This window comes from Acidovorax sp. LjRoot74, assembly GCF_964254355.1.
Taxonomy (GTDB): domain Bacteria; phylum Pseudomonadota; class Gammaproteobacteria; order Burkholderiales; family Burkholderiaceae_C; genus Acidovorax.
The window spans coordinates 1,222,064-1,246,051 of record NZ_CAXUTI020000001.1 but is presented as its reverse complement, the minus strand read 5'-3'; the positions used below and the strand labels follow the sequence as shown (position 1 = coordinate 1,246,051).

Below are 23,988 nucleotides of genomic sequence, written 5' to 3'. Positions count from 1 at the left end.
CGCCCGCGCCACCATGCCCAAAAGCCCCAGGAGACAACAACGATGGACCGGCTCGATGCCATGCAGATGTTTGTGCGGGTGGTGGAGACCGGCAGCTTCACCAAGGTGGCGCAGGAGTTCACCACCACGCAGCCCACCGTGACCAAACAGATCGCCGCGATGGAGACGCATCTGAAAGTGCGGCTGCTCAACCGCAACACGCGCGGCGTGAGCCTGACCGAGCCCGGTGCGCTGTACTACGAGAAGTGCAAGGCCATCGTGACCGACGTGGCCGAGGCCGAGAGCGTGGTGCGCGTGCGCCAGACGCAGGTGCACGGCCAGTTGCGGGTGGGCAGCTCGGTCGCGTTCGGGCGGCGCGTGGTGGTGCCGCTGGCGCTGGAGTTCATGGCGCAGAATCCACAGGTGCAGTTGGACCTGAGCTTCGAGGACCGCTACACCGACCTGGTGGCCAATGGCATCGACGTGGCGATCCGGCTGGGCAAACTGGCCGACTCGGCGCTGGGTGCACGCACACTGGGCATGAACCCCTGGGTGCTGGTGGCTTCACCCACCTACCTGCGCCGCCACGGCACGCCGCGTAGACCGTCGGACCTGAAGGACCACGCCACGCTGATCTACAGCAGCGTGCAGGGCAACGACCTGTGGCGGCTGCGCAATGCAAGCGGCGAGGCGGTGTCGGTGCCCGTCACGGGGCGGCTGCGGTCCAACAACCTCTCGGCCCTGCTGGCGGCGGCGCGTGCGCACATGGGCATCGCGGCGCTGCCGCACTACGTGGCGGTGGAGTCGCTGGCCGCCGGGCGCGTGGTGGAGGTGCTCAAGACCTGCCGCCTGCCCGAGCAGGAGATTCATGCGGTGTACCCGTCGCCGCGCCTGGTGCCGCAGAAGGTGCAGGCGTTTGTGGCGTTCCTGCAGGGGCGGTTTGCCAAGGACTGGTGGGAGGAGAAGCGGCTATCGCCCTGAACCGGGCTCCGCCGGGCGTGGCCCGCGCCAGCGGGGCACCGGGTGCTACAGACGAAAAATCTTAATAAAAGAAGGGCTTACCGCGCGCCTACCATGGGTTTAAAGCTACAAAATCAGTAGTGCGCGAAAGTCATTCACGTTGGTGTGCGTGGGCCCCGTGATGACCAGGTCGCCCAGTGCATCGAAATAGCCGTATGCATCGTTGCGGTCCAGGTGGTCCGCGATGGAAAGCCCCTGCGCGGCGGCACGCGCCAAGGTGTCGGGCGCAACGCAGGCACCCGCGTTGTCTTCCACGCCGTCGATGCCGTCGGTGTCCGCCGCCAGCGCCCACACGCCCGCCTGGCCTTGCAGCGCCTGCGCGAGCCCCATGCAGAACTCGCCCGCGCGGCCGCCCCGGCCCTTGGCGGCGCCAGGAGCGCGCGTGCGGATGGTGACGGTGGTCTCGCCGCCCGAGAGGACCACGCAGGGCCGCGCAAACGGCTGGCCGTGCCGCGCCACGGCCCGCGCCAGCGCAGCGTGCACCTTGCCCACCTCGCGCGACTCGCCCTCGATCTCGTCCGACAGGATGTGGGCCTGGACGCCCGCTGCACGCGCCGCCTCGGCGGCGGCCTCCAGCGACTGCTGGGGCGTGGCCGTCATGTGCACGGCATGGCCTGCGAATGCGGCATCGCCGGGCTTGGGGGTTTCCAGATCACCCGCCTGCAGCGCGGCACGCACGCTGGCCGGGATGTCGATGCGGTAGCGCGCCAAGATGGCCAGCGCGTCAGCGCAGGTGGTGGCATCAGGCACGGTAGGGCCGCTGGCAATCACCGACGGGTCGTCACCCGGCACATCGCTGATGGTGAGCGTGACCACGCGCGCAGGGGCGCAGGCCGCCGCCAGCCGCCCGCCCTTGATGCGCGAAAGGTGCTTGCGCACGCAGTTCATTTCGTCGATGGCGGCGCCGCTCTCCAGCAGGGCCTTGTTGATGCGCTGCTTGTCCTCCAGCGTGAGCCCATCGGCGGGCAGGGTGAGCAAAGCCGAGCCGCCGCCCGAGATCAGGCACAGCACCAGGTCGTTTTCGGTCAACCCCTGGGTGAGCGCCAGGATGCGCTCTGCGGCCGCCAGCCCCGCCGCATCCGGCACCGGGTGTGCGGCCTCGACCACCTCGATGCGCTGCGGCAGGCCTGCGGGCCGGGGCGGCGTGTGGTGGTAGCGCGTGACGACCAGGCCCGACAGCGGCGCATCGGCCGGCCACAGCGCCTCCACCGCCTGGGCCATGGCACCACCGGCCTTGCCGGCGCCCAGCACCAGGGTGCGGCCGCCGCTCTCGCGGCTGGGTGGGGGGGGCAGAAATGCAGCGGTGTTGTGCAGCGGCAGTGCACGGCGCACAGCCACACGGTAGAGGTGTTCGAGGAATTCCCCGCTCTGGCGAACGGGGTCGGGCACGGTGTCGGTGATGGTCATGGGGTTGTCTCCGCGGGCGATTGTGGGGCCACGGTCACCCGCACAGCAGTGCGCCAAAGTCAAAACTACTTCAACCCAGGCAGGGGATGGCAACACGCCAGAGCGGTGCACAGCACGGGATAACCCCATGTTCTGGCCTGCAACAGTTGTCTACATTTCTTGTATGCAAGATTGATTGCAGCGCACCTCCATCCTTTTTCTCACCAAAGGGTTCCCATGCTTCGCTTCTTCAACTCCCTCTTCGGCCGGGTGATCCTGGCCTTGATTGCCGGTGTGGCCATCGGGCTGCTCTGGCCTGACACGGCCGTGCAGCTCAAGCCGCTGGGCGACGGCTTCATCAAGCTCATCAAGATGCTGATCCCACTCATCGTGTTCTGCGTGGTGGTGCACGGCATTGCAGGCACGGGCGATTTGCAGCGCGTGGGGCGCGTGGGGGTCAAGTCGCTGATCTACTTTGAGGTGGTCACCTCCATCGCTCTGGTGCTGGGCCTGGCGCTGGCGTTCTGGTTCGAGCCCGGCGTGGGCATGAACGTGGACCCCAAGGCGCTGGACCCCAAGGCCATGGGCGCCTACGCAGAAAACGCCAGCAAGCTCACAGGCGGCGGCTTCAGCGACTTCTTGCTCAAGCTCATCCCCACCACGGCTGTGAGCGCTTTTGCCAACGGCGACGTGCTGCAGGTGCTGCTGTTCTCCATCATCTTCGGCTGCGCGCTGGCGCTGCTGGGCGAGCGCGGGGCACGCGTCACCGGCCTCATTGAAGACCTGTCGCATGTGCTGTTCAAGACCATGGGCCTGATCATCAAGCTGGCCCCGCTGGGCGTGCTGGGTGCGATCGCTTTCACGGTGGGCAAGTACGGCATCGGCTCGCTCAAGCAGCTGGGCATGCTGGTGGTGCTGTTCTACGTGGCCGTGTTCCTGTTCGTGGTGGTGGTGCTGGGTCTCATCATGCGGTTCTCGGGCTTCAGCCTGTTCAAGCTGCTGCGCTACCTGCGCGAGGAGCTGGCCGTGGTGTTCGCCACCACCTCGTCCGACAGCGTGCTGCCCCAGATCATGGCCAAGCTCAAGAACATGGGCATCCGCGATTCGACCGTGGGCCTGGTGATCCCCACGGGCTACTCGTTCAATCTGGACGCGTTCTCGATCTATATCACGCTGGCGGCCGTGTTCATCGCACAGGCCACCAACACCCCCATCACCATGACCGACCTGCTGACCATCCTGGCGATCTCGCTGGTCACCTCCAAGGGCGCGCACGGCGTGCCGGGCTCGGCCATCGTGGTGCTGGCGGCCACGCTGCACGCCATTCCGGCCATCCCCGCCATCGGGCTGGTGCTGGTGCTGTCGGTGGACTGGTTCATGGGCATCGCCCGCGCCCTGGGCAACCTGATCGGCAACTGCGTGGCCACGGTGGCGATTGCCGCGTGGGAGGGCGACATCGACCGCGAGCGCGCCCATGCCGTGCTGGACGGCCAGGCCGTGCCGCCGCTGCAGAAGTAAACCCAACGCGCCACGCGAGGCACCACCATGGCCCAGCCGTCCCTCTACTCCCACCCGACCCGGCGCAGCGCCATCGCAGGCGCGGCGGGCCTGTGCACGCTGGGCTGGGGCATTGCCGCCGCACAAGGCAAGGGCGATGCACCGGACCAGCTCGAACGCATTCTCAAGAGCCGCGTGCTGCGGGTGGCCGTGCCGCAGGAGTTTCCGCCATTCGGCTTCACGAAGAACGGCGTTCTGGACGGCTTTGACATCGCAGTGGCGCGCATGCTGGCCGGCGACCTGCGCGTGTCGCTCAAGACCCTGCCCGTGGCCAGCGGCGAGCGACTGGCGGCGCTGCGCGAAGACCGGGTGGACCTGGTCATCGCCAGCCTGGGCAAGACCGCCGAGCGCGAGCGCGAGATCGACTTTTCCACGGCCTACGCCCCCACCTACATGGGCGTCTTCAGCGACTCTGGCACGGGCCCGACGGACCTGGCCGCGCTCAAGGGCCGCCGCGTGGGCGTGGTGCGCGGCAGCCTCGAAGAAACCGAACTCAAGGCCCAGGCAGCGCATGCGACGGCCGTGGCGTTCGACAGCTCGGCGCCCCTGCTCGATGCCTACGTGCGCCGCACCATCGATGCGTTCGCCGCGGGCAACGTGGTGGCCGAATCCATTCCCGACACCGCCCTGCGCGAGCGCGTGCGCCGCGTGGCGGTGCTGCGGCAAAGCCCCTGCTACATCGGCGTGCGCAAGGGCGAACCGCGCCTGCTGGCGCGGGTGGACGCGTTCCTGGCCCAGGCCCGGTCGTCACAGGCGCTCATGGTCAACGCGATGCACTGGTTCAAGCACAGCCTGTCACCGGACATGTTCAAGGACGGCAAAGGCTGAGACTGCGCGCAGCAGCATCCGCTAGCCCACCACCTGGCCGCATTACTTTCCGCACAACACACAGTGCACAGGTCCGAAGCAACCCACAGCCACCCTCACCGCTCCGCCCCTCTCCCCGGCCAAGGCAGCACTCCCATGATCACCTCGCTTCGCACCCGCATCTTGTTCATCACCACTGCAGCCGTCACCGTGGCCCTGGCGCTCACGGGCGCGGCCACCTACACCATCGTGCGGTCGGCCACGCTGCAGACCATCGAGGAGAACCTGGCAGCGATTGCCTCGGGCAACACCCTGGCCATCGAGAAATGGGTGGCAGCCAAGGCCACGGCCGTGACGGCGACGGCTGCCGTGGTCGAGCCCGGCGACCCCAAGGGCCTGGTGCTGCACATGAACCAATCTGGAGGCTTCCCGGTAACCACGGGCGGCTGGCAGGACAAGAGCTGGGTGTCGAGCAGCAGCACCACGCCGCCCACCTACGACCCCACGACCCGCCCCTGGTACAAGACCGCGCTGCAGGCCGGCAAGCTGGTGGTGACCAAGCCCTATGGCGACGCCTCCACCGGCGAGCCCTTCGTCTCGTTCGCTGCGCCCATTCTGCGCAGCGGCACGGCGCAGGGCGCGGTCAGCGGCGCGGTGCCGCTCAAAGGCGTACAGGAAGTGGTGGCTGCGGTGCACCCCACGCCCAGCAGCCTGGGCTTTGTAATCAACAAGGAAGGGCTGGTGCTGGCCCACCCCGACGCGAAGCGCATGCTCAAGCCCGTCGCAGAAGTGTCTGCCGCGCTCACGCCCGCCGTGGTGTCGTCGCTGCAGAGCGCCAGCCATTCGCTGGAGGCAGACCTCAACGGCACCCCCAAGCTGCTGCGCGCGTTGCCCGTGCAGGGCACCGACTGGCTGCTGGTGGTGGCGCTGGACAAAGCCGAAGCCACAGCGGGCTTGGGCCAAGTGGTACGCACATCGGCCATCGCCATCGTGCTGCTGGTGCTGGCGGCAGCCGGCGTCACTGCGCTGCTCACCGCGCAGTCGTTCCGCCGCCTGTCGCAGGTGCGGGACGCGATGGATGAAGTCGGCTCAGGCAGCGGCGACCTCACGCACCGCCTGCCCGTGCAGGGGCGCGACGAGGTGGCGCAGATTGCCGTGTCGTTCAACAGCTTTGTCGAGAAGATCGGCACGGTACTGCAGGACGTGCGCCAGGGCGTCGAGTCCATGAAGACTGCCACCGACGAGATCAAGGCTGGCAACCAGGACCTGTCCAACCGCACCGAAGGCTCGGCCAGCGCGCTGCAGGAAACCTCGGCCTCGCTGTCGCAGCTGACCGTCACCGTCAAGCAGTCGGCAGAAGCCGCCGCGCAGGCCACGCGCCTGGCCAATTCGGCCAGCGCCACGGCCACGCGGGGCGGCGAGGTGGCGGCGGGCGCAGTGACCACGATGGACGAGATCTCGGCCGCCTCGGCCAAGATCGGCGAGATCATCGGCGTGATCGACTCCATCGCGTTCCAGACCAACATCCTCGCGCTGAACGCGGCGGTGGAGGCGGCCCGTGCTGGCGAAAACGGCCGAGGCTTTGCCGTGGTAGCCAGCGAGGTGCGCAGCCTGGCCCACCGCAGCGCCACAGCTGCCAAGGAGATCAAGGCGCTGATTGACGCCTCCAGCGCGAGCGTGGCCACGGGCACGCAGCGTGTTCAGGCTGCAGGCAAGACCATGGGCGAGATCGTCCAGGACATCCAGCACGTGGCGCAGATCATCGGCGAGATCAACGGATCGATGACCGAGCAGAGCGCCGGCATCGGCCAGATCAACCAGGCCGTGGCCGAGATGGACCGCGCGACACAGCAAAATGCTGCCCTGGTGGAAGAATCCACCGCCGCGTCTTCCGTGCTGAACGAACAGGCCCACCACCTTGCGCGCACGGTAGCGGGCTTTAAGCTCGACGGCGACCCCGCCACACCCTCCTCCAACCCGCGCCTGGCGCTACCGCGCTGACGCCACTGCCCACGCCCACAGCCCTCCCATGAGCATCAGCCCCAACCAGATCGCCCAGCAGGTGGTGGAATCCATCCTGGCCCAGAAGCTCGCCCCCGGCGAGCGCCTGGGCGAGCAGGAGCTGGCCGATCTGTTCGGCGTGAGCCGCACCCTGGTGCGCGAAGCGCTGATGCAGCTGCAAGCGCGCGGTTTTGTCGAGGTGCGCCCGCGCCGGGGCTGGTATGTGGTGGAGCCGTCGGTGGACGACGCCCGCGATGCGTTTTCGGCCCGGCGCATCATTGAATCGGGCATCCTGGCCGATGCGGGGCGCCCGCTGCAGGCGGTCATTCCCCGCTTGCGCGCCCACATTGCCGACGAGCAGCGCGCCATCGAGGGTGCGGACGCGGCCACACGCGCCTTCCTGCTGGCCGACTTTCATGTGTGCCTGGCCGAGGTCATGGGCCACCGCAGCCTGAGCGACATCCTGCGCGACCTCACGGCGCGCACCACACTCGCTGCATCGCTTTACCAGTCGCGCCACGAGGCCAGCCAGTCGTGCGCGGAGCACGCGGCCATCGTGGAGGCGCTCGAATCCGGCGACACGGCTCTGGCCCGCGAACGTCTGCTGGCCCACATTGGCCATGTGGAAGCCGCACTCAACCCCGACCAGCCACTGGTGCGCGACCGCCTGCGTGAATCGCTGGCCCCTTTGGCGGGGCAACGCGGCGTGCCCTGACCCGCCCGCAACTCCGGCGTCGGCCACAGGCCCTCTCTACCCCCTCCACCGCCTGGCGCGCTGGAGGGCGTTGCCGCTGGACCTAGGGTTTACCGGGATAAGCCGTTTCGCATATTTTGTATACGATTTTTGTATGGACTGCTGTGCACCACATTGCACACAGATCGCCGCCCATCCCTCAGGCCCCGTACAAAAGGAATTCCCATGACCCCGCCCGTGCATCCCGTGGACGAACACCTGCCCTTGGGGCGCCTTACAGCGCTGGGCTTGCAGCATGTGCTGGTGATGTATGCCGGTGCGGTGGCCGTGCCGCTCATCGTCGGCCGCGCGCTCAACCTCACGCCCGACCAGGTGGCCAAGCTGATCTCTGCCGACCTCTTCGTCTGCGGGCTCGTCACGCTGATCCAGGCGCTGGGCGCCTCGCAGTGGTTCGGCATCCGGCTGCCGGTGATGATGGGCGTGACCTTTGCCTCGGTGGCGCCCATGGTGTCCATGGCGCAGAGCACAGGGGGCACCGCCGGGGCCGGGCTGATTTTTGGTTCGGTGATCGGCGCAGGGGTGATCTCGATCCTGATCGCGCCGCTGGTCAGCCGCATGCTGCGGTTCTTTCCACCGGTGGTCACCGGCACCATCATTGCGGTCATCGGCATCAGCCTGATGCGCGTGGGCATCAACTGGATCTTTGGCAACCCCGTGGGGCCGACCGCGCCCAATGTGGTGAATCCCGAGCACATCAAGTGGCTCAGCGAGATGCAGTCTGTTGCCGGTGCGCCCGGCTCGTCCCTGCCGCCTGTGCCCAAGGGCTTTGCGGTGGTGCCCACGGTGCCCAACCCCAAATACGCGGACCTCACGGGTGTGGGCATCTCGGCCGTGGTGCTGGTGTCCATCCTGCTGATCGCCAAGTTTGCCAAGGGCTTCATTGCCAACATCTCGGTGCTGCTGGGCATCGTCATTGGCGCCGTGATTGCCGTGGCCATGGGCCTGATGTCGTTCGAGAAAGTGGCCAAGGCGCAGTGGTTTGACCTGGTGCTGCCGTTCGAGATTGCTGGGCCGGTGTTCGACCCCATATTGATCCTGACCATGACACTGGTGATGATCGTGGTGATGATCGAATCCACCGGCATGTTCCTGGCGCTGGGCGAGATGACCGACCGCAAGATCGAGCAGGCCGACCTCACGCGCGGCCTGCGCACCGACGGCCTGGGCACGTTGCTGGGCGGCATCTTCAACACCTTCCCCTACACCAGCTTCTCGCAGAACGTGGGCCTGGTGGCCGTCACGGGCGTTAAGAGCCGCTTTGTGTGTGTGGCCGGTGGCGTGATCCTGATCGTGCTGGGCGTTCTGCCCAAGATGGCTGCGCTGGTCGAATCGCTGCCCACCATGGTGCTGGGCGGCGCGGGGCTGGTGATGTTCGGCATGGTGGCGGCCACGGGCATCCGCATCCTGGGCGGGGTGGACTTCAAGCACAACCGCTTCAACGCGATGATCGTGGCCGTGTCGATTGGCGTGGGCATGATCCCGCTGATTGCACCGAGCTTTCGCCAGTGGATGCCGCATGCGATCCACCCCCTCATCGAATCCGGTATCCTGCTGGCCTCGATCACGGCTGTGGCCCTGAACGTTTTCTTCAATGGCGCCAGCCGCGACACCTCCGCCGCTGTGAACGCCGCACGCCAGGCCGACGCCCACTAGCATCCCGCCTGCCCGCTGCCGAAGAACCCCGCCCCGCCCCCCGGGGCCCTGCCCTCTTGCTGGCCTTGCCGCAAGGGGGTTTTGGCTTCATGCCGCATCCGCATAAACCGGCATGCGCACCCACCCCACCATCGGGTACGCTTGTTTTGCATTCCGCCGAGGACTTCCAGGATTTCCGTATGACCCAGAAACTTTCCGCCGCCGAAGAATCGCTGCGCGACGCTGCGCGCGAATACCACCGCAACCCCGGCCGGGGCAAGATTGCGGTGACCCCCACCAAACCTTTGTCCAATCAGCGCGATCTGTCGCTGGCCTACTCGCCAGGCGTGGCCTACCCCTGCCTCGACATCCAGGCCGATCCGTCCAAGGCGTTCGACTACACCTCGCGCGGCAACCTGGTGGGCGTGATCACCAACGGCACGGCCGTGCTGGGCCTGGGCGACATCGGCCCGCTGGCGGGCAAGCCGGTGATGGAAGGCAAGGGCTGCCTGTTCAAGAAGTTTGCGGGTGTCGATGTGTTCGACATCGAACTGGCCGAGCGCGACCCCGACAAGCTGGTCGAGATCATCGCGGCGATGGAGCCTACGCTGGGCGGCATCAACCTGGAAGACATCAAGGCGCCCGAGTGCTTCTACATCGAGCGCGAACTCAGCAAGCGCATGAACATCCCGGTGTTCCACGACGACCAGCACGGCACGGCCATCATCAGCAGCGCGGCGCTGCTCAACGGCCTGGAACTGGTGGGCAAGCAGATCGACCAGGTCAAGATTGCCGTCTCGGGCGCGGGCGCGGCCGCCATTGCCTGCCTGAACGTGATGGTGGGCCTGGGCGTGAAGGTCGAGAACATCTTTGTGTGCGACTCCAAGGGCGTGATCTACGAAGGCCGCCCCGGTGGCTACGACGAATCGAAAGCGGCCTACGCGCAAAAGACCGACACCCGCACACTGGCCGATGCGGTCAATGGCGCCGACGTGTTCCTGGGCTGCTCGGCCCCCGGCGTGCTCACGGCCGAAATGGTCAAGACCATGGGCCCCAAGCCCATCATCCTGGCTCTGGCCAACCCCGAGCCTGAAATCCGCCCCGAGCTGGCCAAGGCCATCCGCCCCGACTGCATCATCGCCACCGGCCGCTCGGACTACCCGAACCAGGTCAACAACGTGCTGTGCTTCCCGTACATCTTCCGTGGCGCCCTGGACTGCGGCGCCACCAAGATCACCGAGGCCATGAAGCTGGCCTGCGTGCGCCAGATTGCCGACCTGGCCAAGGCCGACATCAGCGAGGAGGTGGCCAGCGCCTACGCAGGCAAAGAGCTGACCTTCGGCCCAGACTACCTGATCCCCACGCCCTTTGACTCACGCCTGATCCTCAAGATCGCGCCCGCCGTGGCCAAGGCCGCCGCCGAATCCGGCGTGGCCACGCGTCCCATCGAAGACATGGAGGCTTACAAAGAGACGCTGTCGCGCTTTGTCTATCAGACCGGCATGCTGATGCGCCCCGTGATCAACGCGGCCAAGGCCCTGCCCGAAGCGAAAAAGCGCGTGGCCTACGCCGACGGCGAGGACGAGCGCGCGCTGCGCGCCGCACAGATGGCCATCGACGACAAGATCGCCCAGCCCATCCTCATCGGCCGCCCCGCCGTGATCGCAGCCCGCATCGAAAAAGCCGGCCTGCGCATGCAGTTGGGCAAGGATGTGGAGGTGTGCAACCCCGAGGACGACCCACGCTTCCGCCAGTACTGGGAGCACTACCACCAGCTGATGAAGCGCAATGGCGCCACGCCCGAAGTGGCCAAGGCGGCCGTGCGCCGCTCCAACACCATCATCGCCTCGCTGATGGTCACGCTGGGCGACGCCGACGCCATGATCTGCGGCCTGGTGGGCACGTACGAGACGCACCTGGAGCGCATCCACAGCATCATCGGCCGCCAGGAAGGCGCACGCGACTACGCGGCCCTCAACGCACTGATGACCAACCGGGGCACGCTCTTCATTGCAGACACCTATGTGAACGAAGACCCCACGGCCCAGCAACTGGCCGACATCGCCTGGATGTCAGTGCAGGAAGTGCAGCGTTTTGGCATCCCGCCCAAGGTCGCCTTCCTGTCGCACTCCAGCTATGGCTCGTCCAAGCGCGCCTCGGCCCGCAAGATGCGCGAGGCGCGCGACCTGTTTGTGGCTGCCCACCCCGAGATCGAGTGCGATGGCGAGCTGCACGGCGACGCCGCGCTGGAGCCGAACATCCGCAACGCCTACATGGCGGATTCCACGCTCACCGATTCGGCCAACCTGCTGATCTGCCCCAACCTGGATGCCGCCAACATCCTGTACAACGTGCTCAAGACCACCACCAGCGGCGGCGTGACCGTGGGCCCCATCCTCATGGGTGGCGCCGCCACAGCCTACATCCTGACGCCTGCCGCCACGGTGCGCCGGGTGTTCAACATGACGGCCCTGGCCGTGGCCAGCGCTGCTGCACGCGCGGCCTGACGGATATCGCTGAGAGCGCTGATCGCGCTACGCCAAAAAGAAAGGCCCCTCGGGGCCTTTCTTTTTGTGTGAGACAACTTCAACGAACAGAGACATCCACATAGTCCGCCACCGGCGGCAGGTGCTCGGCCAGCCAGTGGGAATCGAGCTGCAGCGCCTTCTTGATCTCAGCGGGCAGGCTGGCAATGGTGTCGGCGGGCGACATGGGCTCTTCCAGCCCGATTTCGGCCAGCAGGGTGGCCACATGCAGGATGCCGCCCAGGCGGCAGAACGGGGTGGCGGCCACGGGGTCTTCGGCGGTCTCCAGCGCGCGGGTGATGGTGTCGGGGAAGCGCCAGCGCCGCGCCAGCTCGGCCGTCACCTGGGCTTCGGTAAAGCCCAGCAGCGTGCGTTCGCGCTCCCAGCGGCCACCCGCATGGTGGGGCAGCTGTTCGATGGCCGGAATCTGCTCGGGCGCCTTCTGGGCAATGATCAGCTCACCCAGCCGCACCAGAAAGCCCGCGAGCCACGACTCCTGCACATTGGAGCCCAGCGTGCGGGCCAGCCACTGCGAATAGCCCGCAATGGCCATGCTCTCCTTCCAGAAGGCATCCGCATCCACCCCGGGCGCATCCTTGAACACGCCCGACATGCAGGACGCCAGCGCCAGTGTGCGCACCTGATTCAGCCCCACCATGGTGATGGCATCGTCCAGCGACGCCACCTGCCGGGGCAGGCCAAACCGTGCGCTGTTGGCCAGGCGGATCAGCTTGGCCGTGAGGGCCGGGTCCTTGGAGATCGCCCCCCGCACCTTCTCAAAAGGGATGTCATCGTCCTTCATCGTGGCGATCAGCTCGCGCGCCACGTCGGGGATGGTGGGTAGTTGCACGTTCTCGAAAAAAGCCTGGATGTCTGCCATGAGAAGCCCTCCCAAGTGTTGGTGTGGATATGAGATCGGGAACCACAAAGTGAATGCAGGGCTTTTGTTGTACCACCGGCGGGCGGGCACGGCCTGCGCGTTTGCCCCAATGTGCGCCCCCGCCGCGCGCCTCGGCACCGATTTAGCGGACCCCATGGGCGCGAAGCTTGTTGCCTCCAGCCTCGGACCGCCAAAACCCCTTTGCACCATTTCGGGAAAGCCTGTAGAACCGCGTGCACCAAACTGGCGAACAATAGCCCGCACCCCCTCCCCGCCCCGGTGAAACCAGGCATCGTTTTTGCTGACTGGCCCACCATGGCACGGTGGCGAGCCCTGGGGCCGCCCAGTGCCCCGTTGTGCTACCGCCTTCTCCCGCCGTCTTCTGACAGGAACCTCTTCATGATGAACAAACGCACCCTCCTGCAAGCCGCTCTCCTGCTCGCTACCGCCAGCACCTTCAGCACCGCCCACGCACAGGCCACCACGCCCATCAAGTTCCAGCTCGACTGGCGCTTCGAGGGCCCCGCCGCCCTGTTCCTTCAGCCTGTGGCCAAGGGCTACTTCAAGGCAGCGGGGCTGGACGTGGCGGTAGATGCAGGCAACGGCTCGGGTGGCGCGGTGCAGCGCGTGGCCTCGGGCACCTACGACATGGGCTTTGCCGACCTGGCCGCCGTGATGGAATTCCACGCCAACAACCCCGACGCGCAGAACAAGCCCGTGGCGGTGATGATGGTCTACAACAACACGCCCGCATCGGTGATGGCCCTCAAGAAGAGCGGCATCACCAAGCCCGCCGACCTGGCCGGCAAGAAGCTGGGCGCCCCCGTGTTTGACGCAGGCCGCCGCGCGTTCCCCATCTTCCAGAAGGCCAACGGCATCGGCGCCGTGACCTGGACCGCCATGGACCCCCCACTGCGCGAAACCATGCTGGTGCGCGGCGACGTGGACGCCATCACCGGCTTCACTTTCACCTCGCTGCTCAACCTGGAAGCCCGTGGCGCCAAGGCCGCCGACGTGGTGGTGCTGCCCTACGCCGACTTTGGCGTGAAGCTGTATGGCAACGTGATCATCGCCAGCCCCAAGCTCATCAAGGAGAACCCGGCCGCCATCAAGGCCTTCCTCTCGGCCTTTGCCAAGGGCGCCAAGGAAGTGATCGCCAACCCCGCAGCCGCCATCGAACATGTGAAGGCACGCGACGGCATCGTGAACGTGCCGCTCGAAACCCGCCGCCTGCAGCTGGCCATCGACACCGTGATCAACAGCCCCGACGCCCGCGCCGAAGGCTTCGGCAAGGCCGTGCCCGGCCGCCTGTCGCTGATGGCGTCGCAGGTGTCCGACGCGTTCAACACCAAGACCCGCGTGAACGCGGACGACGTGTGGAACCCCAGCTTCCTGCCCAGCACGGCGGAACTCAACATCCTGCCGAAGAAGTAAAACTATTAATTTGATAGCTGCTTGCGCTTACTGGACAGGCGCAAGCAGCCTTTTTATTCAAAAAAGAACAACTTTCCATGCTGGCTGCCGATTCCTATTTTGTGGACTTCCGCGATGTCTGGCTCGCCTACAACGACGAGCTGCGCGCCAAGAACCAGTTTGCGGTCGAGGCCATCGACCTGCAGGTGCGGCGCGGCGAGTTCATCGCCATCGTCGGCCCCTCCGGCTGCGGCAAGTCCACCTTCATGAAGCTGGCCACCGGGCTGAAGATGCCGTCGATGGGCAAGATCCTCATCGACGGGCAGCCGGTGACGGGGCCGCTGAAGGTCTCGGGCATGGCCTTCCAGGCGCCCTCGTTGCTGCCCTGGCGCACCACGGTGGACAACGTGCTGCTGCCGCTCGAAATCGTCGAGCCCTACCGCAGCAACTTCAAGCAAAAGCGCAAGGAATACGAAGAGCGCGCCCGCAAGCTGCTGCAGAAGGTGGGCCTCGCGGGCTACGAAGACAAGTTCCCCTGGCAGCTGTCGGGCGGCATGCAGCAGCGCGCCAGCATCTGCCGCGCGCTGATCCACGAGCCCAAGATGCTGCTGCTGGACGAGCCGTTTGGCGCGCTCGATGCATTCACCCGCGAGGAGTTGTGGTGCATCCTGCGCGACCTGTGGACCGAACAGCAGTTCAACGTGATCCTGGTCACGCACGACCTGCGCGAGTCGGTCTTCCTGGCCGACACGGTGTATGTGATGAGCAAGAGCCCCGGCCGGTTTGTGGTGAAGAAGGAGATTGAGCTGCCCCGCCCGCGCGACCTGGAGATCACCTACACCAAGGAGTTCACCGACATCGTGCACGAGCTGCGCGGCCACATCGGCGCCCTGCGCAAAGCGGGCGCGCCCATTCAGCAATAAGAAGAAAGCGCCTCATCCCCATGCACAAGAAAACCGTGGAGCGCTGGTCCCCCTGGATCCTGCTCGTCGCCATCATCCTTCTGTGGCAGATCGTCTGCTCAGCCTTCAGCATCCCTGAATACCTGTTTCCCAGCCCCTGGGCCATCGGCGTGCAGCTGGTGGAGTTCAGCGGTGTCGTCGCAGGCCATGCCTGGCGTACCTTCTGGGTCACCATGGCAGGCTTTGGCATTGCCATCGTGGTGGGTGTGCTGCTGGGTTTTGTGATCGGCAGCTCGCGCATCGCCTATGCCGCTGTGTACCCGCTGATGACCGCCTTCAACGCGCTGCCCAAGGCCGCCTTTGTGCCCATCCTGGTGGTGTGGTTCGGCATCGGCGTGGGCCCGGCCATCCTCACGGCGTTCCTCATCAGCTTCTTCCCCATCATGGTCAACATCGCCACGGGCCTGGCCACGCTGGAGCCCGAGCTGGAAGACGTGCTGCGCGTGCTGGGCGCCAAGCGCTGGGACGTGCTGACCAAAGTGGGCCTGCCCCGATCCATGCCGTACTTCTACGGCTCGCTCAAGGTGGCCATCACGCTGGCCTTTGTGGGCACCACGGTGTCCGAAATGACCGCTGCGAACGAAGGCATCGGCTACCTGCTGATCAGCGCAGGCTCGTCCATGCAGATGGGCTTGGCGTTTGCAGGCCTGATGGTGGTGGGTGCCATGGCCATGGTGATGTACGAGCTGTTCAGCTGGGTGGAAAAGCGCACTACCGGCTGGGCGCACCGGGGTTCTCAAGGTGAATAACCCGACGGCGTTGAGCGAAGCCCAGGCAGCCACGCTGCTGCGCCGCGCCAACGCCGTGGCCCAGCGCGCCAAGGACATGGGCCGCCACCCCTTCGGCGCGCTGCTCGTTGCGCCCGATGGCGAAACGGTGCTGGCCGAGCAGGGCAACATCGACACCGTGAACCATGCCGAGAGCACGCTGGCCCGCACAGCGGCGGCCAACTATCCCAGCGCCTACCTGGCCCAGTGCACCCTGGTCACCACTTTTGAACCCTGCGCCATGTGCGCTGGCACCATCTATTGGGCGGGCATCGGCCGCGTGTTGTATGGCGCCGAAGAAACCGCCCTGCTCGCCCTGACGGGCGACCACCCCGAGAACCCCACGCTGGCCCTGCCCTGCCGCACGGTGTTTGCGGGCGGCCAGCGCCCCACCGAGGTGCTGGGCCCGGTGCCTGCGGTGCAGGACGAGATCGCGGCTCTGCACCGCGATTTTTGGTAATAAACAGCCTCGCCGCCCGCCCACAATGCGCATATCGCTCCTCTTTTAGGAGCAATCAGCCCCACAACCCAGGCCGCAGGCACCCTGCCGCTATACTGCCCGCCCCGTTTGGACGACAGCAGGATCACCCGGCATGCGCTTGACCATTCTTTTGCGCCTTCTGGCCCTTGGGGCCGCAGCAGGTCTGGCCGCATGTGGCGGCACAGCCCCGACCCAGACAGGGGCGGGCAGCGACGCCACGCCCCTTTCCACCCTCACCGCGCCCGGCACAAGCCCCATCCGCATCGGCATCGCCCTGGGCGGCGGTGCGGCCAAAGGCTTTGCGCACATTGGCGTGATCAAGATGCTGGAGGCCAACGGCCTGGCGCCCGCCGTGGTCTCGGGCACCAGCGCAGGCAGCGTGGTCGGCGCGCTGTACGCCAGCGGCATGAACGCCTTCGAGATGCAGGAAAAAGCCGTGGCGCTGGACGAAGCCAAGATCCGCGACCTGCAGTTGTCGTCCGGCGGGCTGGTGCTAGGCCAAAAGCTTGAAGACTATGTGAACGAGCAAGTACGCCGCAAGCCGCTGGAGCAGATGGCCAAGCCCTTTGTGGTCGTCGCCACGCGGCTGGAAGACGGCGAGCGCACGGTGTTTGCACGCGGCAACACCGGCCAAGCCGTGCGCGCATCAAGCAGCGTGCCAGGCGTGTTCCAGCCCGTCACCATCGGCAAGTACCACTTTGTGGATGGCGGCATCGTGAGCCCCGTGCCGGTGGATGCAGCGCGCCAGCTGGGTGCCGACATCGTGATCGCCGTGGACATCTCCAACAAGGCCCGGGGCCAGACGCCCGGCAACATGCTGGGCGCGCTCAACCAGTCGATTGCCATCATGGGCCAGAAGCTGGGCCAGGCCGAGCTGGCGCGGGCCGACGTGATCATCCGTCCCCAGGTGCTGGACATCGGCGCCGCCGACTTCAGCCAGCGCGCCAATGCCATCGTGGAAGGCGAAAAGGCCGCGCTGGCCGTGATGCCGCAGATCCGCGAGCGTGTGGCCCAGCTGCAGGCAGAACGCAGCAAGGCGGCAGCGCAGGCCCAGCAGAAAGCGGCCGAGGCGCAGTACCAGGCCTGCCTGGACAACCGCAGCCGACTGCAGAAGCTGGCGGGCCTGGCCAAGCTGGACGACTCCTGCCCAGCCCTCAAGTAGAGCAGCCAACAAACCCTTCCGGCACAGAGCCCTTCGGGTAAAGTCCATTGCGCCCAACGCCTGCCCGCACCACCCGGCACCACGTTCACGCCCCACACTGCCCGCCCCACCCATTCCATGTCTTCGCCGTTCTCCGCCGTCAAACCCAACGCCAAGCTCTCCGACCAGGTGGCCAGCGCGCTGGAGGCCGAGATTCGCGCGGGCCGTATCCAGGCGTCCGAGAAGCTGCCCACCGAGGCGGTGCTGGCGCAGCAGTTCCAGGTCAGCCGCACGGTGGTGCGCGAGGCCATTTCGCGCCTCAAGTCGCTGGGGCTGGTGGACTCACGGCAGGGCAGCGGCGTGTATGTGCTGGCACCGGGCATCGAGCCGCTGCAGTTCGATGTACCCCTTGCGGCATCGCGCGAAGCGGTGATGCAGATTGTGGAAGTGCGCCGTGCGCTCGAAGCCGAGGTGGCCGAGCTGGCGGCCCTGCGCCGCACCGATGAAGACATTGCCGCCATTCGCGCCGCCATGCAGCACATTGCCCATGCCGTGCGTGCAGGCCGCGACGGGGTGGAGGAAGACGTGCTCTTCCACCGCGCCATTGCCCAGGCGGCGGGCAACCCGTTCATGATCAGCACGCTGGACTATCTGGCCCAGTTCCTCAAAGGCGCCACGCGTGTGACCCGCGCCAACGAGGCGCGGCGCACCGACTTTGCCGATGCGGTGACCCACGAGCACACCCACATCGTGCGCGCCATCGAGGCGGGCGACCCGGTGGCTGCACGGGCGGCTGCAGCCCAGCACATGAAGAATGCACTGGCCCGCATCGAGCAGGCCGACCTCACGTTCTGGGCCCAGGACGGCGCGCGGCTGGCGCAGCCGCTGGTGGCTGCATCGACCCCCCTGGTGCTCTGAGCCCGGCGCGGGCCCGACTCCTGCAGCGCAGTGGCGCTGCGCGGGCGAATCAGGGATGCCCACGCCAATTGCTATAAAATTAATAGCTTACATCGCTTACCAGTCGCGCGCAGAGGGCCCAAAAACCTTCAAATAGCGCCGCACAATCCAGCCCTATAGCCCATGTATGCGGGTTAACCCGCACAAAAGCGGTGCACGATAATTTGTATGATAACCATATAAACACACCAACCAAGGTGCAACCAGGCACCAAAACAGGGCTGCTCCAGGGCCTGTTTTTGGCTGCCTGGGCCTGCCCCCTTCCATCCCGGAGATACCCCGTTCATGTCCACCCTCGCACTTCTCGGCATCGGCGCCGGCAGCATTGGCCTGCTCCTGTTGCTCATCATCCGCTGGCAGGTCCACGCTTTCGTGGCGATGATGCTGGTGAGCTTTCTGGTGGCGTTTGCCACCGGCATGCCCATTGGCGACATCATCGGCACCCTGATTGCGGGCATGGGCGGCACGCTGGGCTCAGTGGCCATCCTGGTGGCGCTGGGCTCCATGCTGGGGCGCATGATCGAGGTCTCGGGCGGCGCAGCCAGCCTGGCCAACCGCTTTACGCAGCTTTTGGGGCCCACACGGGTGCCCATGGCCCTCACCGCCGCCGCGCTGGTGCTGGCGATCCCGGTGTTTTTTGATGTGGGCTTCATCATCCTGGTGCCCATCGTCTACGGCTTTTGCAAGGCGGCAGGCGTCAACCCCATCAAGTTCGGCCTGCCCGTGGCGGGCATCATGCTGGCCGCGCACGTGGTGGTGCCACCGCACCCCGGCATCGTGGGCGGGGCAGCCATCGTCAAGGGCGACATTGGCTGGATCACCATCATTGGCCTGGCCATCTGCATCCCGCTGGCGGCGCTGTCGCAGGTCGTGGCGGGCTGGCTGAACCGCAAGGGCTACCCCATGCTGCCCACCACGGCTGAGCAGTTTGCCGCTTTTGGCAACAGCGAAGACAGCAAGGCCAGCAAAGCAAGCGCTGCTCCAAGCGTCGGCACCATCATGGCGCTGATCATCATTCCCTTGGCCCTCATCATGGCCGGCACCACCGGCGCCACGCTGCTGCCCAAGGGCGACAACCTGCGCAATGTGCTGGGCTTCATCGGCTCGCCCATCTTTGCGCTGATGGTGGCCGTGGGCCTGGCGATGTTTCTGCTGGGCCGCAACCAGGGCTGGAACCGTGAGCGCACCAACGCCATCATGGAATCCGCCCTGCCCCCCGCTGCCACCGTGATCCTGGTGACGGGTGCAGGCGGCGTGTTTGCCAAGGTGCTCACCGCCAGCGGCATTGGCGCTGCGCTGTCGCAAAGCCTCACCGCTACTCATCTGCCTCTTATCCTGCTGGCGTTCATCATTGCGCTGGCCCTGCGCGCTGCCCAAGGCTCGGCCACCGTGGCCATCATCACCACCTGCGGTTTGCTGGCCGATGCGATGGCGGGTGGCGGGTATTCCCCCTTGCAAGTGGCGCTGCTCACGGTGGCCATTGGCTTTGGCAGCCTGGGCCTGTCGCACGTCAACGATTCGGGCTTCTGGATCGTGACCCGCTACCTGGGCTTGAGCGTGGGCGATGGCTTGCGCACCTGGACGGTGCTGACCACTGTGCTGGGCATTGCGGGCTTTGCCCTCACCGCCTTGCTTTGGGTGCTGGTGGCCTGAACGCCCCCGTTTTGAATTTCATTGAAGGACTGACAACATGACAAAACCCACCGTCGGCATCATCGGCCTGGGCGCCATGGGCGCTGGCATTGCCAAGACCCTGCGCAACAACGGTTTCACCATCCACGTGTGCGACGTGCGCCCCGGCGTGGCCGATGCCTTTGTGGCAGACGGTGGCACAGCACACGCCACCACCGCTGCACTGGCAGCGGTGAGTGATGTGGTGGTGTCGGTGGTGGTCAACGCTGCGCAGACCGAGAGCGTGCTGTTTGGCGATGACGGCAAGGGCGGTGCAGCCAGCACCATGCGCCCCGGCAGCACCTTCGTGATGTGCTCCACGGTGGACCCCAATTGGTCGGTGGCGATGGAAGCGCGCCTGAACGCCCTGGGCCTGCACTATGTGGACGCACCCATCTCCGGCGGCGCAGCCAAGGCCGCATCGGGCCAGATGACCATGATGACCTCGGCCAAGCCTGAGGCCTATGCCGCTGCGGGCGCCGTGCTCGACGGCATGGCTGGCAAGGTATACCGCCTCGGTGACAAGGCAGGCGCGGGCAGCAAGGTCAAGATCATCAACCAGCTGCTGGCCGGTGTGCACATCGCCGTGGCCGCCGAAGCCATGGCGCTGGGCCTGCGCGAAGGCGTGGAAGCCAGCGCCTTGTATGAAGTGATCACGAACAGCGCGGGCAACAGCTGGATGTTTGAAAACCGCATGGCCCACGTGCTGGCGGGCGACTACACGCCGCTGTCGGCCGTCGATATCTTCGTGAAGGACCTGGGCCTGGTGCTGGACACCGCACGCGCCAGCAAATTCCCCCTGCCACTGGCCGCCACCGCGCACCAGATGTTCATGCAGGCATCCACCGCAGGCTTTGCCAAGGAAGATGACAGCGCTGTGATCAAGATCTTCCCCGGCATCACCCTGCCCGAAGGGAGGGACAAGGCATGACACGCGCACGTGCCCAGCTGGGCTGCATTGCCGACGACTTCACCGGCGCGACCGACCTGGCCAACAACCTGGTGCGTGCAGGCATGCGCGTGGTGCAGGCCATGGGCGTTCCCACGGCTCCGCTCGATACCGAGGCTGATGCCATCGTGGTCGCACTCAAGTCGCGCACCATTCCCAAGGGCGATGCCATCGCCCAGTCGCTGGCTGCGCTGCAATGGCTCAAGGCACAAGGTGCCGAGCAGATCTACTTCAAATACTGCTCCACCTTTGACAGCACGGCCGAGGGCAACATCGGCCCCGTGACCGATGCGCTGATGCAGGCCCTGGGCACCGACTTCACCATCGCCACGCCCGCGTTCCCCGACAACAAGCGCACCGTGTTCAAGGGCTACCTGTTTGTGGGCGATGTGCTGCTGAACGAGAGCGGCATGCAGAACCACCCGCTCACGCCCATGACCGACCCCAACCTGGTGCGCGTGCTGCAGGCGCAGACCGAGAGCCGTGTGGGCCTGATCGACCACAGCGTGGTAGCACAGGGCGAGGCTGCCATCCGCGCGCGCATCGACCAACTCAAGGCCGAAGGCGTGCGCATGGCCGTGGTCGATGCGGTGTCCAACGCCGACCTGCTGCGCCTGGGCCCTGCGCTCAAGGGCATGCCGCTGGTGACCGCCGGCTCGGGCGTGGCCATCGGCCTGCCGGGCAACTTTGGCGTGGCCCCCAGCAACGAGGCCGCCCGCCTGCCCGCCGCGCAAGGGCTGCAGGCCATCGTGTCGGGCAGTTGCTCGGTAGCCACCAACCAGCAGGTGATGGATTTCATCAAGGCGGGCCAACCCGCCCTGGCCATCGACCCGCTGCGCATCGCCGCAGGTGTGGATGTGGCCGCCGAAGCGCTGGCCTGGGCGGAAGGCCACATCGGCAAAGGCCCGGTGCTGGTGTACTCCACCGCCGAACCCTCGGCCGTGCGCGCCATTCAAGGCAAGCTGGGTTCCGAGAAGGCCGGGGCCATGGTGGAAGACACCATTGCCGCCATTGCGCGCGGCCTGGTGCAGCGCGGTGTGCGCCAGCTGATCGTGGCGGGTGGTGAAACATCCGGTGCCTGCGTGCAGGCCCTGGGCATCACACAAATGCGCATTGGCGCGCAGATTGACCCCGGCGTGCCGTGGTGCCATGCCGTTGCGCCCGACGCCAAGGACGGGCTGCACATCACGCTGAAGTCGGGCAATTTTGGCAGTACCGACTTTTTCACCAAGGCTTTTGCACAATTGCAGGCATGACCGCTACCCCCGCCTTCATGGATGAGCGCCAGGCCCGTGACGAGATCTGCCGCGTGGGCCGCAGCCTGTTTGAGCGGGGCTATGTGCACGCCACCGCAGGCAACATCAGCGTGCGCCTGGCCGATGGCTACCTCATCACCCCCACCGATGCCTGCCTGGGCACGCTGCAGCCCGAGCGGCTGGCGCGCCTGGACGCCCAAGGCCAGCAGGTGGCGGGCGACCGGGCGAGCAAGACCATTGCGCTGCACCAGCAGATTTACGAGGCATCGGCATCGACAGCCGCACCCGCCCGCTGCATGATCCACACGCACAGCATGCATCTGGTCGCATGTTCGCTGCAAGCCGACACCGCTGCAGATTGCCGCTTGGCGCCCGACGCGCAGTTGCTACCGCCCATCACGCCCTACTTCGTCATGAAGGTGGGCCGCGTGCCACACATCCCCTACCACCGCCCCGGTGATGCCGCAGCGGCCGCGCTGGTGGCGCAGACCATCACGCGCTATGCCGAACAGGGCAGCCCTGTGCGCGCGGTGATGCTGGCGCGCCTGGGCCCCAACGTGTGGCACGACACGCCTGCCGCCGCCATGGCCGTGCTGGAGGAACTGGAAGAAACCGCGCGCCTGTGGATGCTGTGCCAGCCCCACCCCACACCGCTGACCGAGCCCCAGATCGAGGAGCTGCGCCAGAGTTTTGGTGCCCACTGGTAACGGGCGGACTGTGCCCATGGCGCAGGGACGAAAGAAAAAACACAAGGAGACAAACCATGACCCTTTCTTTCTGGCGCAAAGCCTTCGCCCCCATGCTGCTGGGTGTGCTGGCCACAGGCGGCGCATCGGCTGCAGACTACCCCGCCCCCAAGCACGGCGAGTGGATCGTCAAGGACTTCCGCTTCCACACGGGCCAGACCTTGCCCGAACTCAAGCTGGCCTACTCCACTGTGGGCGAGCCCACCGGCGAACCGGTGCTGGTACTGCATGGCACCAACGGCTCGGCAGAGAGCATGCTGACGCCCGGCTTTGCAGGCACGCTGTTTGGCCCCGGCCAGCCGCTGGATGCGCGCAAGCACTTCATCATCCTGCCGGATGCCATCGGCACAGGCCGCTCCAGCAAGCCATCTGACGGCCTGCGCGCTGCCTTTCCGGCCTACAACTACGACGACATGGTGCGGGCCCAGTACCGCCTGCTGACCGAACACCTGGGCGTGCGCCATGTGCGCGCCATCATCGGCAACTCCATGGGCGGCATGCACACCTGGGTATGGGCCCAGCGCTACCCCGATTTCATGGACATCGCCGTGCCCATGGCCTCGCTGCCCACCGCCATGTCGGGCCGCAACTGGATGATGCGCCGCCTGCTGGTCGATGCCATCCGCAACGACCCCGAATGGCAGGGTGGCAACTACACCCGCCAGCCCCGCAGCCTGCAGTTCGCGTCGGTGTTCTTTGGCACGGGCACCAACGGCGGCAACCAGGGCCTGCAAAAGCTGGCTCCCACCCGCGCTGCGGCCGATGCGCTGGTGGAGCAGCGACTCAAAGCCCCTTTCCGTGGCGATGCCAACGACCACATCTACCAGTGGGAGGCCTCGCGCGACTACGACCCCGAGCCCGGGCTGGAACGCATCACCGCGCGCGTGCTGGCCATCAACTCGGCAGACGATGAGCGCAACCCGCCCGAGCTGGGCGTGCTGGACAAAGCCATCGCCCGCATCCCGCAAGCACAGGCCTACGTGATCCCTGCCAGCGCCGACACCCTCGGCCACAGCACGGTGGGCTTGGCGCGCTTTTACCAAGACCGGCTGGCGCAGGTGCTCACCAACACACCGCGCCGCTGACCCGCATTTTTCAGGAAAC

The 23,988-nt window shown here is 66.4% G+C and carries 20 protein-coding genes; 18 read left to right on the top strand and 2 right to left on the bottom strand.

Annotated features, from left to right (window positions below; translation table 11 throughout):
* The first annotated feature begins 42 nt into the window (after positions 1-42).
* Positions 43-960, top strand: coding sequence for a LysR substrate-binding domain-containing protein (locus tag ACSQ3O_RS05855; protein WP_436138180.1), 918 nt, complete (start codon positions 43-45; stop codon positions 958-960).
* A gap of 105 nt (positions 961-1,065) precedes the next feature.
* Here the strand turns inward: ACSQ3O_RS05855 and ACSQ3O_RS05850 are convergent, their stop codons facing one another.
* A complete protein-coding gene (locus tag ACSQ3O_RS05850) occupies positions 1,066-2,406 on the bottom strand; it encodes a glycerate kinase type-2 family protein (RefSeq protein WP_436138179.1) in 1,341 nt (446 codons plus the stop codon).
* A 216-nt stretch (positions 2,407-2,622) separates the two neighbouring features.
* Between ACSQ3O_RS05850 and ACSQ3O_RS05845 the strand changes: the two genes are divergently transcribed.
* The 6 genes from ACSQ3O_RS05845 (at position 2,623) to ACSQ3O_RS05820 (ending at position 11,643) form a co-directional block, all read left to right on the top strand.
* Complete coding sequence (locus ACSQ3O_RS05845) at positions 2,623-3,903, top strand: C4-dicarboxylate transporter DctA (RefSeq protein ID WP_298449924.1); 1,281 nt, start codon at positions 2,623-2,625, stop codon at positions 3,901-3,903.
* Positions 3,904-3,930: 27 nt separating this feature from the next.
* Positions 3,931-4,770, top strand: a complete 840-nt coding sequence (locus ACSQ3O_RS05840) for a transporter substrate-binding domain-containing protein (protein ID WP_436138178.1) — start codon at positions 3,931-3,933, stop codon at positions 4,768-4,770.
* Positions 4,771-4,905: 135 nt separating this feature from the next.
* Positions 4,906-6,750 carry a methyl-accepting chemotaxis protein gene (locus ACSQ3O_RS05835; protein WP_436138177.1) on the top strand — a complete coding sequence of 615 codons (1,845 nt, stop codon included), beginning with the start codon at positions 4,906-4,908 and terminating at the stop codon, positions 6,748-6,750.
* A gap of 28 nt (positions 6,751-6,778) precedes the next feature.
* Entirely contained in the window at positions 6,779-7,465 is a 687-nt protein-coding gene (locus ACSQ3O_RS05830) for a GntR family transcriptional regulator (protein WP_436138176.1), read from the top strand.
* 204 nt (positions 7,466-7,669) lie between these two features.
* On the top strand, positions 7,670-9,157 hold the full coding sequence (locus ACSQ3O_RS05825; protein ID WP_063462474.1) for a nucleobase:cation symporter-2 family protein: 1,488 nt from the start codon (positions 7,670-7,672) through the stop codon (positions 9,155-9,157).
* 179 nt (positions 9,158-9,336) lie between these two features.
* On the top strand, positions 9,337-11,643 hold the full coding sequence (locus tag ACSQ3O_RS05820; RefSeq protein WP_436138175.1) for an NADP-dependent malic enzyme: 2,307 nt from the start codon (positions 9,337-9,339) through the stop codon (positions 11,641-11,643).
* Positions 11,644-11,722: 79 nt separating this feature from the next.
* Here the strand turns inward: ACSQ3O_RS05820 and ACSQ3O_RS05815 are convergent, their stop codons facing one another.
* Positions 11,723-12,541 carry an HDOD domain-containing protein gene (locus ACSQ3O_RS05815; RefSeq protein ID WP_137746649.1) on the bottom strand — a complete coding sequence of 273 codons (819 nt, stop codon included), beginning with the start codon at positions 12,539-12,541 and terminating at the stop codon, positions 11,723-11,725.
* Between the two features lie 402 nt (positions 12,542-12,943).
* On the opposite strand from ACSQ3O_RS05815, the gene ACSQ3O_RS05810 reads away from it, so the two are divergent.
* From ACSQ3O_RS05810 to ACSQ3O_RS05760, 11 genes are all read left to right on the top strand, one after another.
* Positions 12,944-13,975: an ABC transporter substrate-binding protein gene (locus ACSQ3O_RS05810; RefSeq protein WP_137747070.1), complete on the top strand. Its 1,032-nt coding sequence runs from the start codon at positions 12,944-12,946 to the stop codon at positions 13,973-13,975.
* Positions 13,976-14,052: 77 nt separating this feature from the next.
* Positions 14,053-14,877 carry an ABC transporter ATP-binding protein gene (locus tag ACSQ3O_RS05805; RefSeq protein WP_436138174.1) on the top strand — a complete coding sequence of 275 codons (825 nt, stop codon included), beginning with the start codon at positions 14,053-14,055 and terminating at the stop codon, positions 14,875-14,877.
* A gap of 20 nt (positions 14,878-14,897) precedes the next feature.
* On the top strand, positions 14,898-15,665 hold the full coding sequence (locus ACSQ3O_RS05800; protein ID WP_436138173.1) for an ABC transporter permease: 768 nt from the start codon (positions 14,898-14,900) through the stop codon (positions 15,663-15,665).
* Complete coding sequence (locus ACSQ3O_RS05795) at positions 15,658-16,143, top strand: nucleoside deaminase (RefSeq protein WP_283202037.1); 486 nt, start codon at positions 15,658-15,660, stop codon at positions 16,141-16,143. Before ACSQ3O_RS05800 ends, ACSQ3O_RS05795 begins: the two co-directional genes overlap by 8 nt.
* Positions 16,144-16,276: 133 nt before the next feature.
* Positions 16,277-17,326: a patatin-like phospholipase family protein gene (locus tag ACSQ3O_RS05790; protein ID WP_137746652.1), complete on the top strand. Its 1,050-nt coding sequence runs from the start codon at positions 16,277-16,279 to the stop codon at positions 17,324-17,326.
* 117 nt (positions 17,327-17,443) lie between these two features.
* Positions 17,444-18,223 (top strand): FadR/GntR family transcriptional regulator, encoded by a 780-nt coding sequence (locus ACSQ3O_RS05785; RefSeq protein ID WP_436138172.1) that lies wholly within the window; start codon positions 17,444-17,446, stop codon positions 18,221-18,223.
* Between the two features lie 324 nt (positions 18,224-18,547).
* Positions 18,548-19,915: a GntP family transporter gene (locus ACSQ3O_RS05780; protein WP_436138171.1), complete on the top strand. Its 1,368-nt coding sequence runs from the start codon at positions 18,548-18,550 to the stop codon at positions 19,913-19,915.
* A 37-nt stretch (positions 19,916-19,952) separates the two neighbouring features.
* The gene (ltnD, locus tag ACSQ3O_RS05775) at positions 19,953-20,864 is read left to right on the top strand and encodes an L-threonate dehydrogenase (RefSeq protein WP_436138170.1); all 912 of its coding nucleotides are present in this window, start codon (positions 19,953-19,955) and stop codon (positions 20,862-20,864) included.
* Positions 20,861-22,138, top strand: coding sequence for a 3-oxo-tetronate kinase (gene otnK / locus ACSQ3O_RS05770; protein ID WP_436138169.1), 1,278 nt, complete (start codon positions 20,861-20,863; stop codon positions 22,136-22,138). The genes ltnD and otnK overlap by 4 nt, the downstream gene beginning before the upstream one ends.
* Positions 22,139-22,155: 17 nt before the next feature.
* Positions 22,156-22,845 carry a class II aldolase/adducin family protein gene (locus ACSQ3O_RS05765; RefSeq protein ID WP_436141081.1) on the top strand — a complete coding sequence of 230 codons (690 nt, stop codon included), beginning with the start codon at positions 22,156-22,158 and terminating at the stop codon, positions 22,843-22,845.
* 56 nt (positions 22,846-22,901) lie between these two features.
* Positions 22,902-23,969, top strand: coding sequence for an alpha/beta fold hydrolase (locus tag ACSQ3O_RS05760; protein WP_436138168.1), 1,068 nt, complete (start codon positions 22,902-22,904; stop codon positions 23,967-23,969).
* Positions 23,970-23,988 lie beyond the last annotated feature (19 nt).

What these genes read in the sequence shown, in the direction of transcription:
- ACSQ3O_RS05805 (WP_436138174.1), top strand. Translation starts at nt 14,053, where the DNA reads ATGCTGGCTGCCGATTCCTATTTTGTGGACTTCCGCGATGTCTGGCTC.
- ACSQ3O_RS05855 (WP_436138180.1), top strand. Translation starts at nt 43, where the DNA reads ATGGACCGGCTCGATGCCATGCAGATGTTTGTGCGGGTGGTGGAGACC.
- ACSQ3O_RS05830 (WP_436138176.1), top strand. Translation starts at nt 6,779, where the DNA reads ATGAGCATCAGCCCCAACCAGATCGCCCAGCAGGTGGTGGAATCCATC.
- ACSQ3O_RS05800 (WP_436138173.1), top strand. Translation starts at nt 14,898, where the DNA reads ATGCACAAGAAAACCGTGGAGCGCTGGTCCCCCTGGATCCTGCTCGTC.
- ACSQ3O_RS05780 (WP_436138171.1), top strand. Translation starts at nt 18,548, where the DNA reads ATGTCCACCCTCGCACTTCTCGGCATCGGCGCCGGCAGCATTGGCCTG.
- ACSQ3O_RS05815 (WP_137746649.1), bottom strand. Translation starts at nt 12,541, where the DNA reads ATGGCAGACATCCAGGCTTTTTTCGAGAACGTGCAACTACCCACCATC.
- ACSQ3O_RS05840 (WP_436138178.1), top strand. Translation starts at nt 3,931, where the DNA reads ATGGCCCAGCCGTCCCTCTACTCCCACCCGACCCGGCGCAGCGCCATC.
- ACSQ3O_RS05825 (WP_063462474.1), top strand. Translation starts at nt 7,670, where the DNA reads ATGACCCCGCCCGTGCATCCCGTGGACGAACACCTGCCCTTGGGGCGC.
- ACSQ3O_RS05850 (WP_436138179.1), bottom strand. Translation starts at nt 2,406, where the DNA reads ATGACCATCACCGACACCGTGCCCGACCCCGTTCGCCAGAGCGGGGAA.
- ACSQ3O_RS05845 (WP_298449924.1), top strand. Translation starts at nt 2,623, where the DNA reads ATGCTTCGCTTCTTCAACTCCCTCTTCGGCCGGGTGATCCTGGCCTTG.
- ACSQ3O_RS05760 (WP_436138168.1), top strand. Translation starts at nt 22,902, where the DNA reads ATGACCCTTTCTTTCTGGCGCAAAGCCTTCGCCCCCATGCTGCTGGGT.
- ACSQ3O_RS05765 (WP_436141081.1), top strand. Translation starts at nt 22,156, where the DNA reads ATGGATGAGCGCCAGGCCCGTGACGAGATCTGCCGCGTGGGCCGCAGC.
- ACSQ3O_RS05835 (WP_436138177.1), top strand. Translation starts at nt 4,906, where the DNA reads ATGATCACCTCGCTTCGCACCCGCATCTTGTTCATCACCACTGCAGCC.
- ACSQ3O_RS05785 (WP_436138172.1), top strand. Translation starts at nt 17,444, where the DNA reads ATGTCTTCGCCGTTCTCCGCCGTCAAACCCAACGCCAAGCTCTCCGAC.
- ACSQ3O_RS05810 (WP_137747070.1), top strand. Translation starts at nt 12,944, where the DNA reads ATGAACAAACGCACCCTCCTGCAAGCCGCTCTCCTGCTCGCTACCGCC.
- otnK (WP_436138169.1), top strand. Translation starts at nt 20,861, where the DNA reads ATGACACGCGCACGTGCCCAGCTGGGCTGCATTGCCGACGACTTCACC.
- ACSQ3O_RS05820 (WP_436138175.1), top strand. Translation starts at nt 9,337, where the DNA reads ATGACCCAGAAACTTTCCGCCGCCGAAGAATCGCTGCGCGACGCTGCG.
- ltnD (WP_436138170.1), top strand. Translation starts at nt 19,953, where the DNA reads ATGACAAAACCCACCGTCGGCATCATCGGCCTGGGCGCCATGGGCGCT.
- ACSQ3O_RS05790 (WP_137746652.1), top strand. Translation starts at nt 16,277, where the DNA reads ATGCGCTTGACCATTCTTTTGCGCCTTCTGGCCCTTGGGGCCGCAGCA.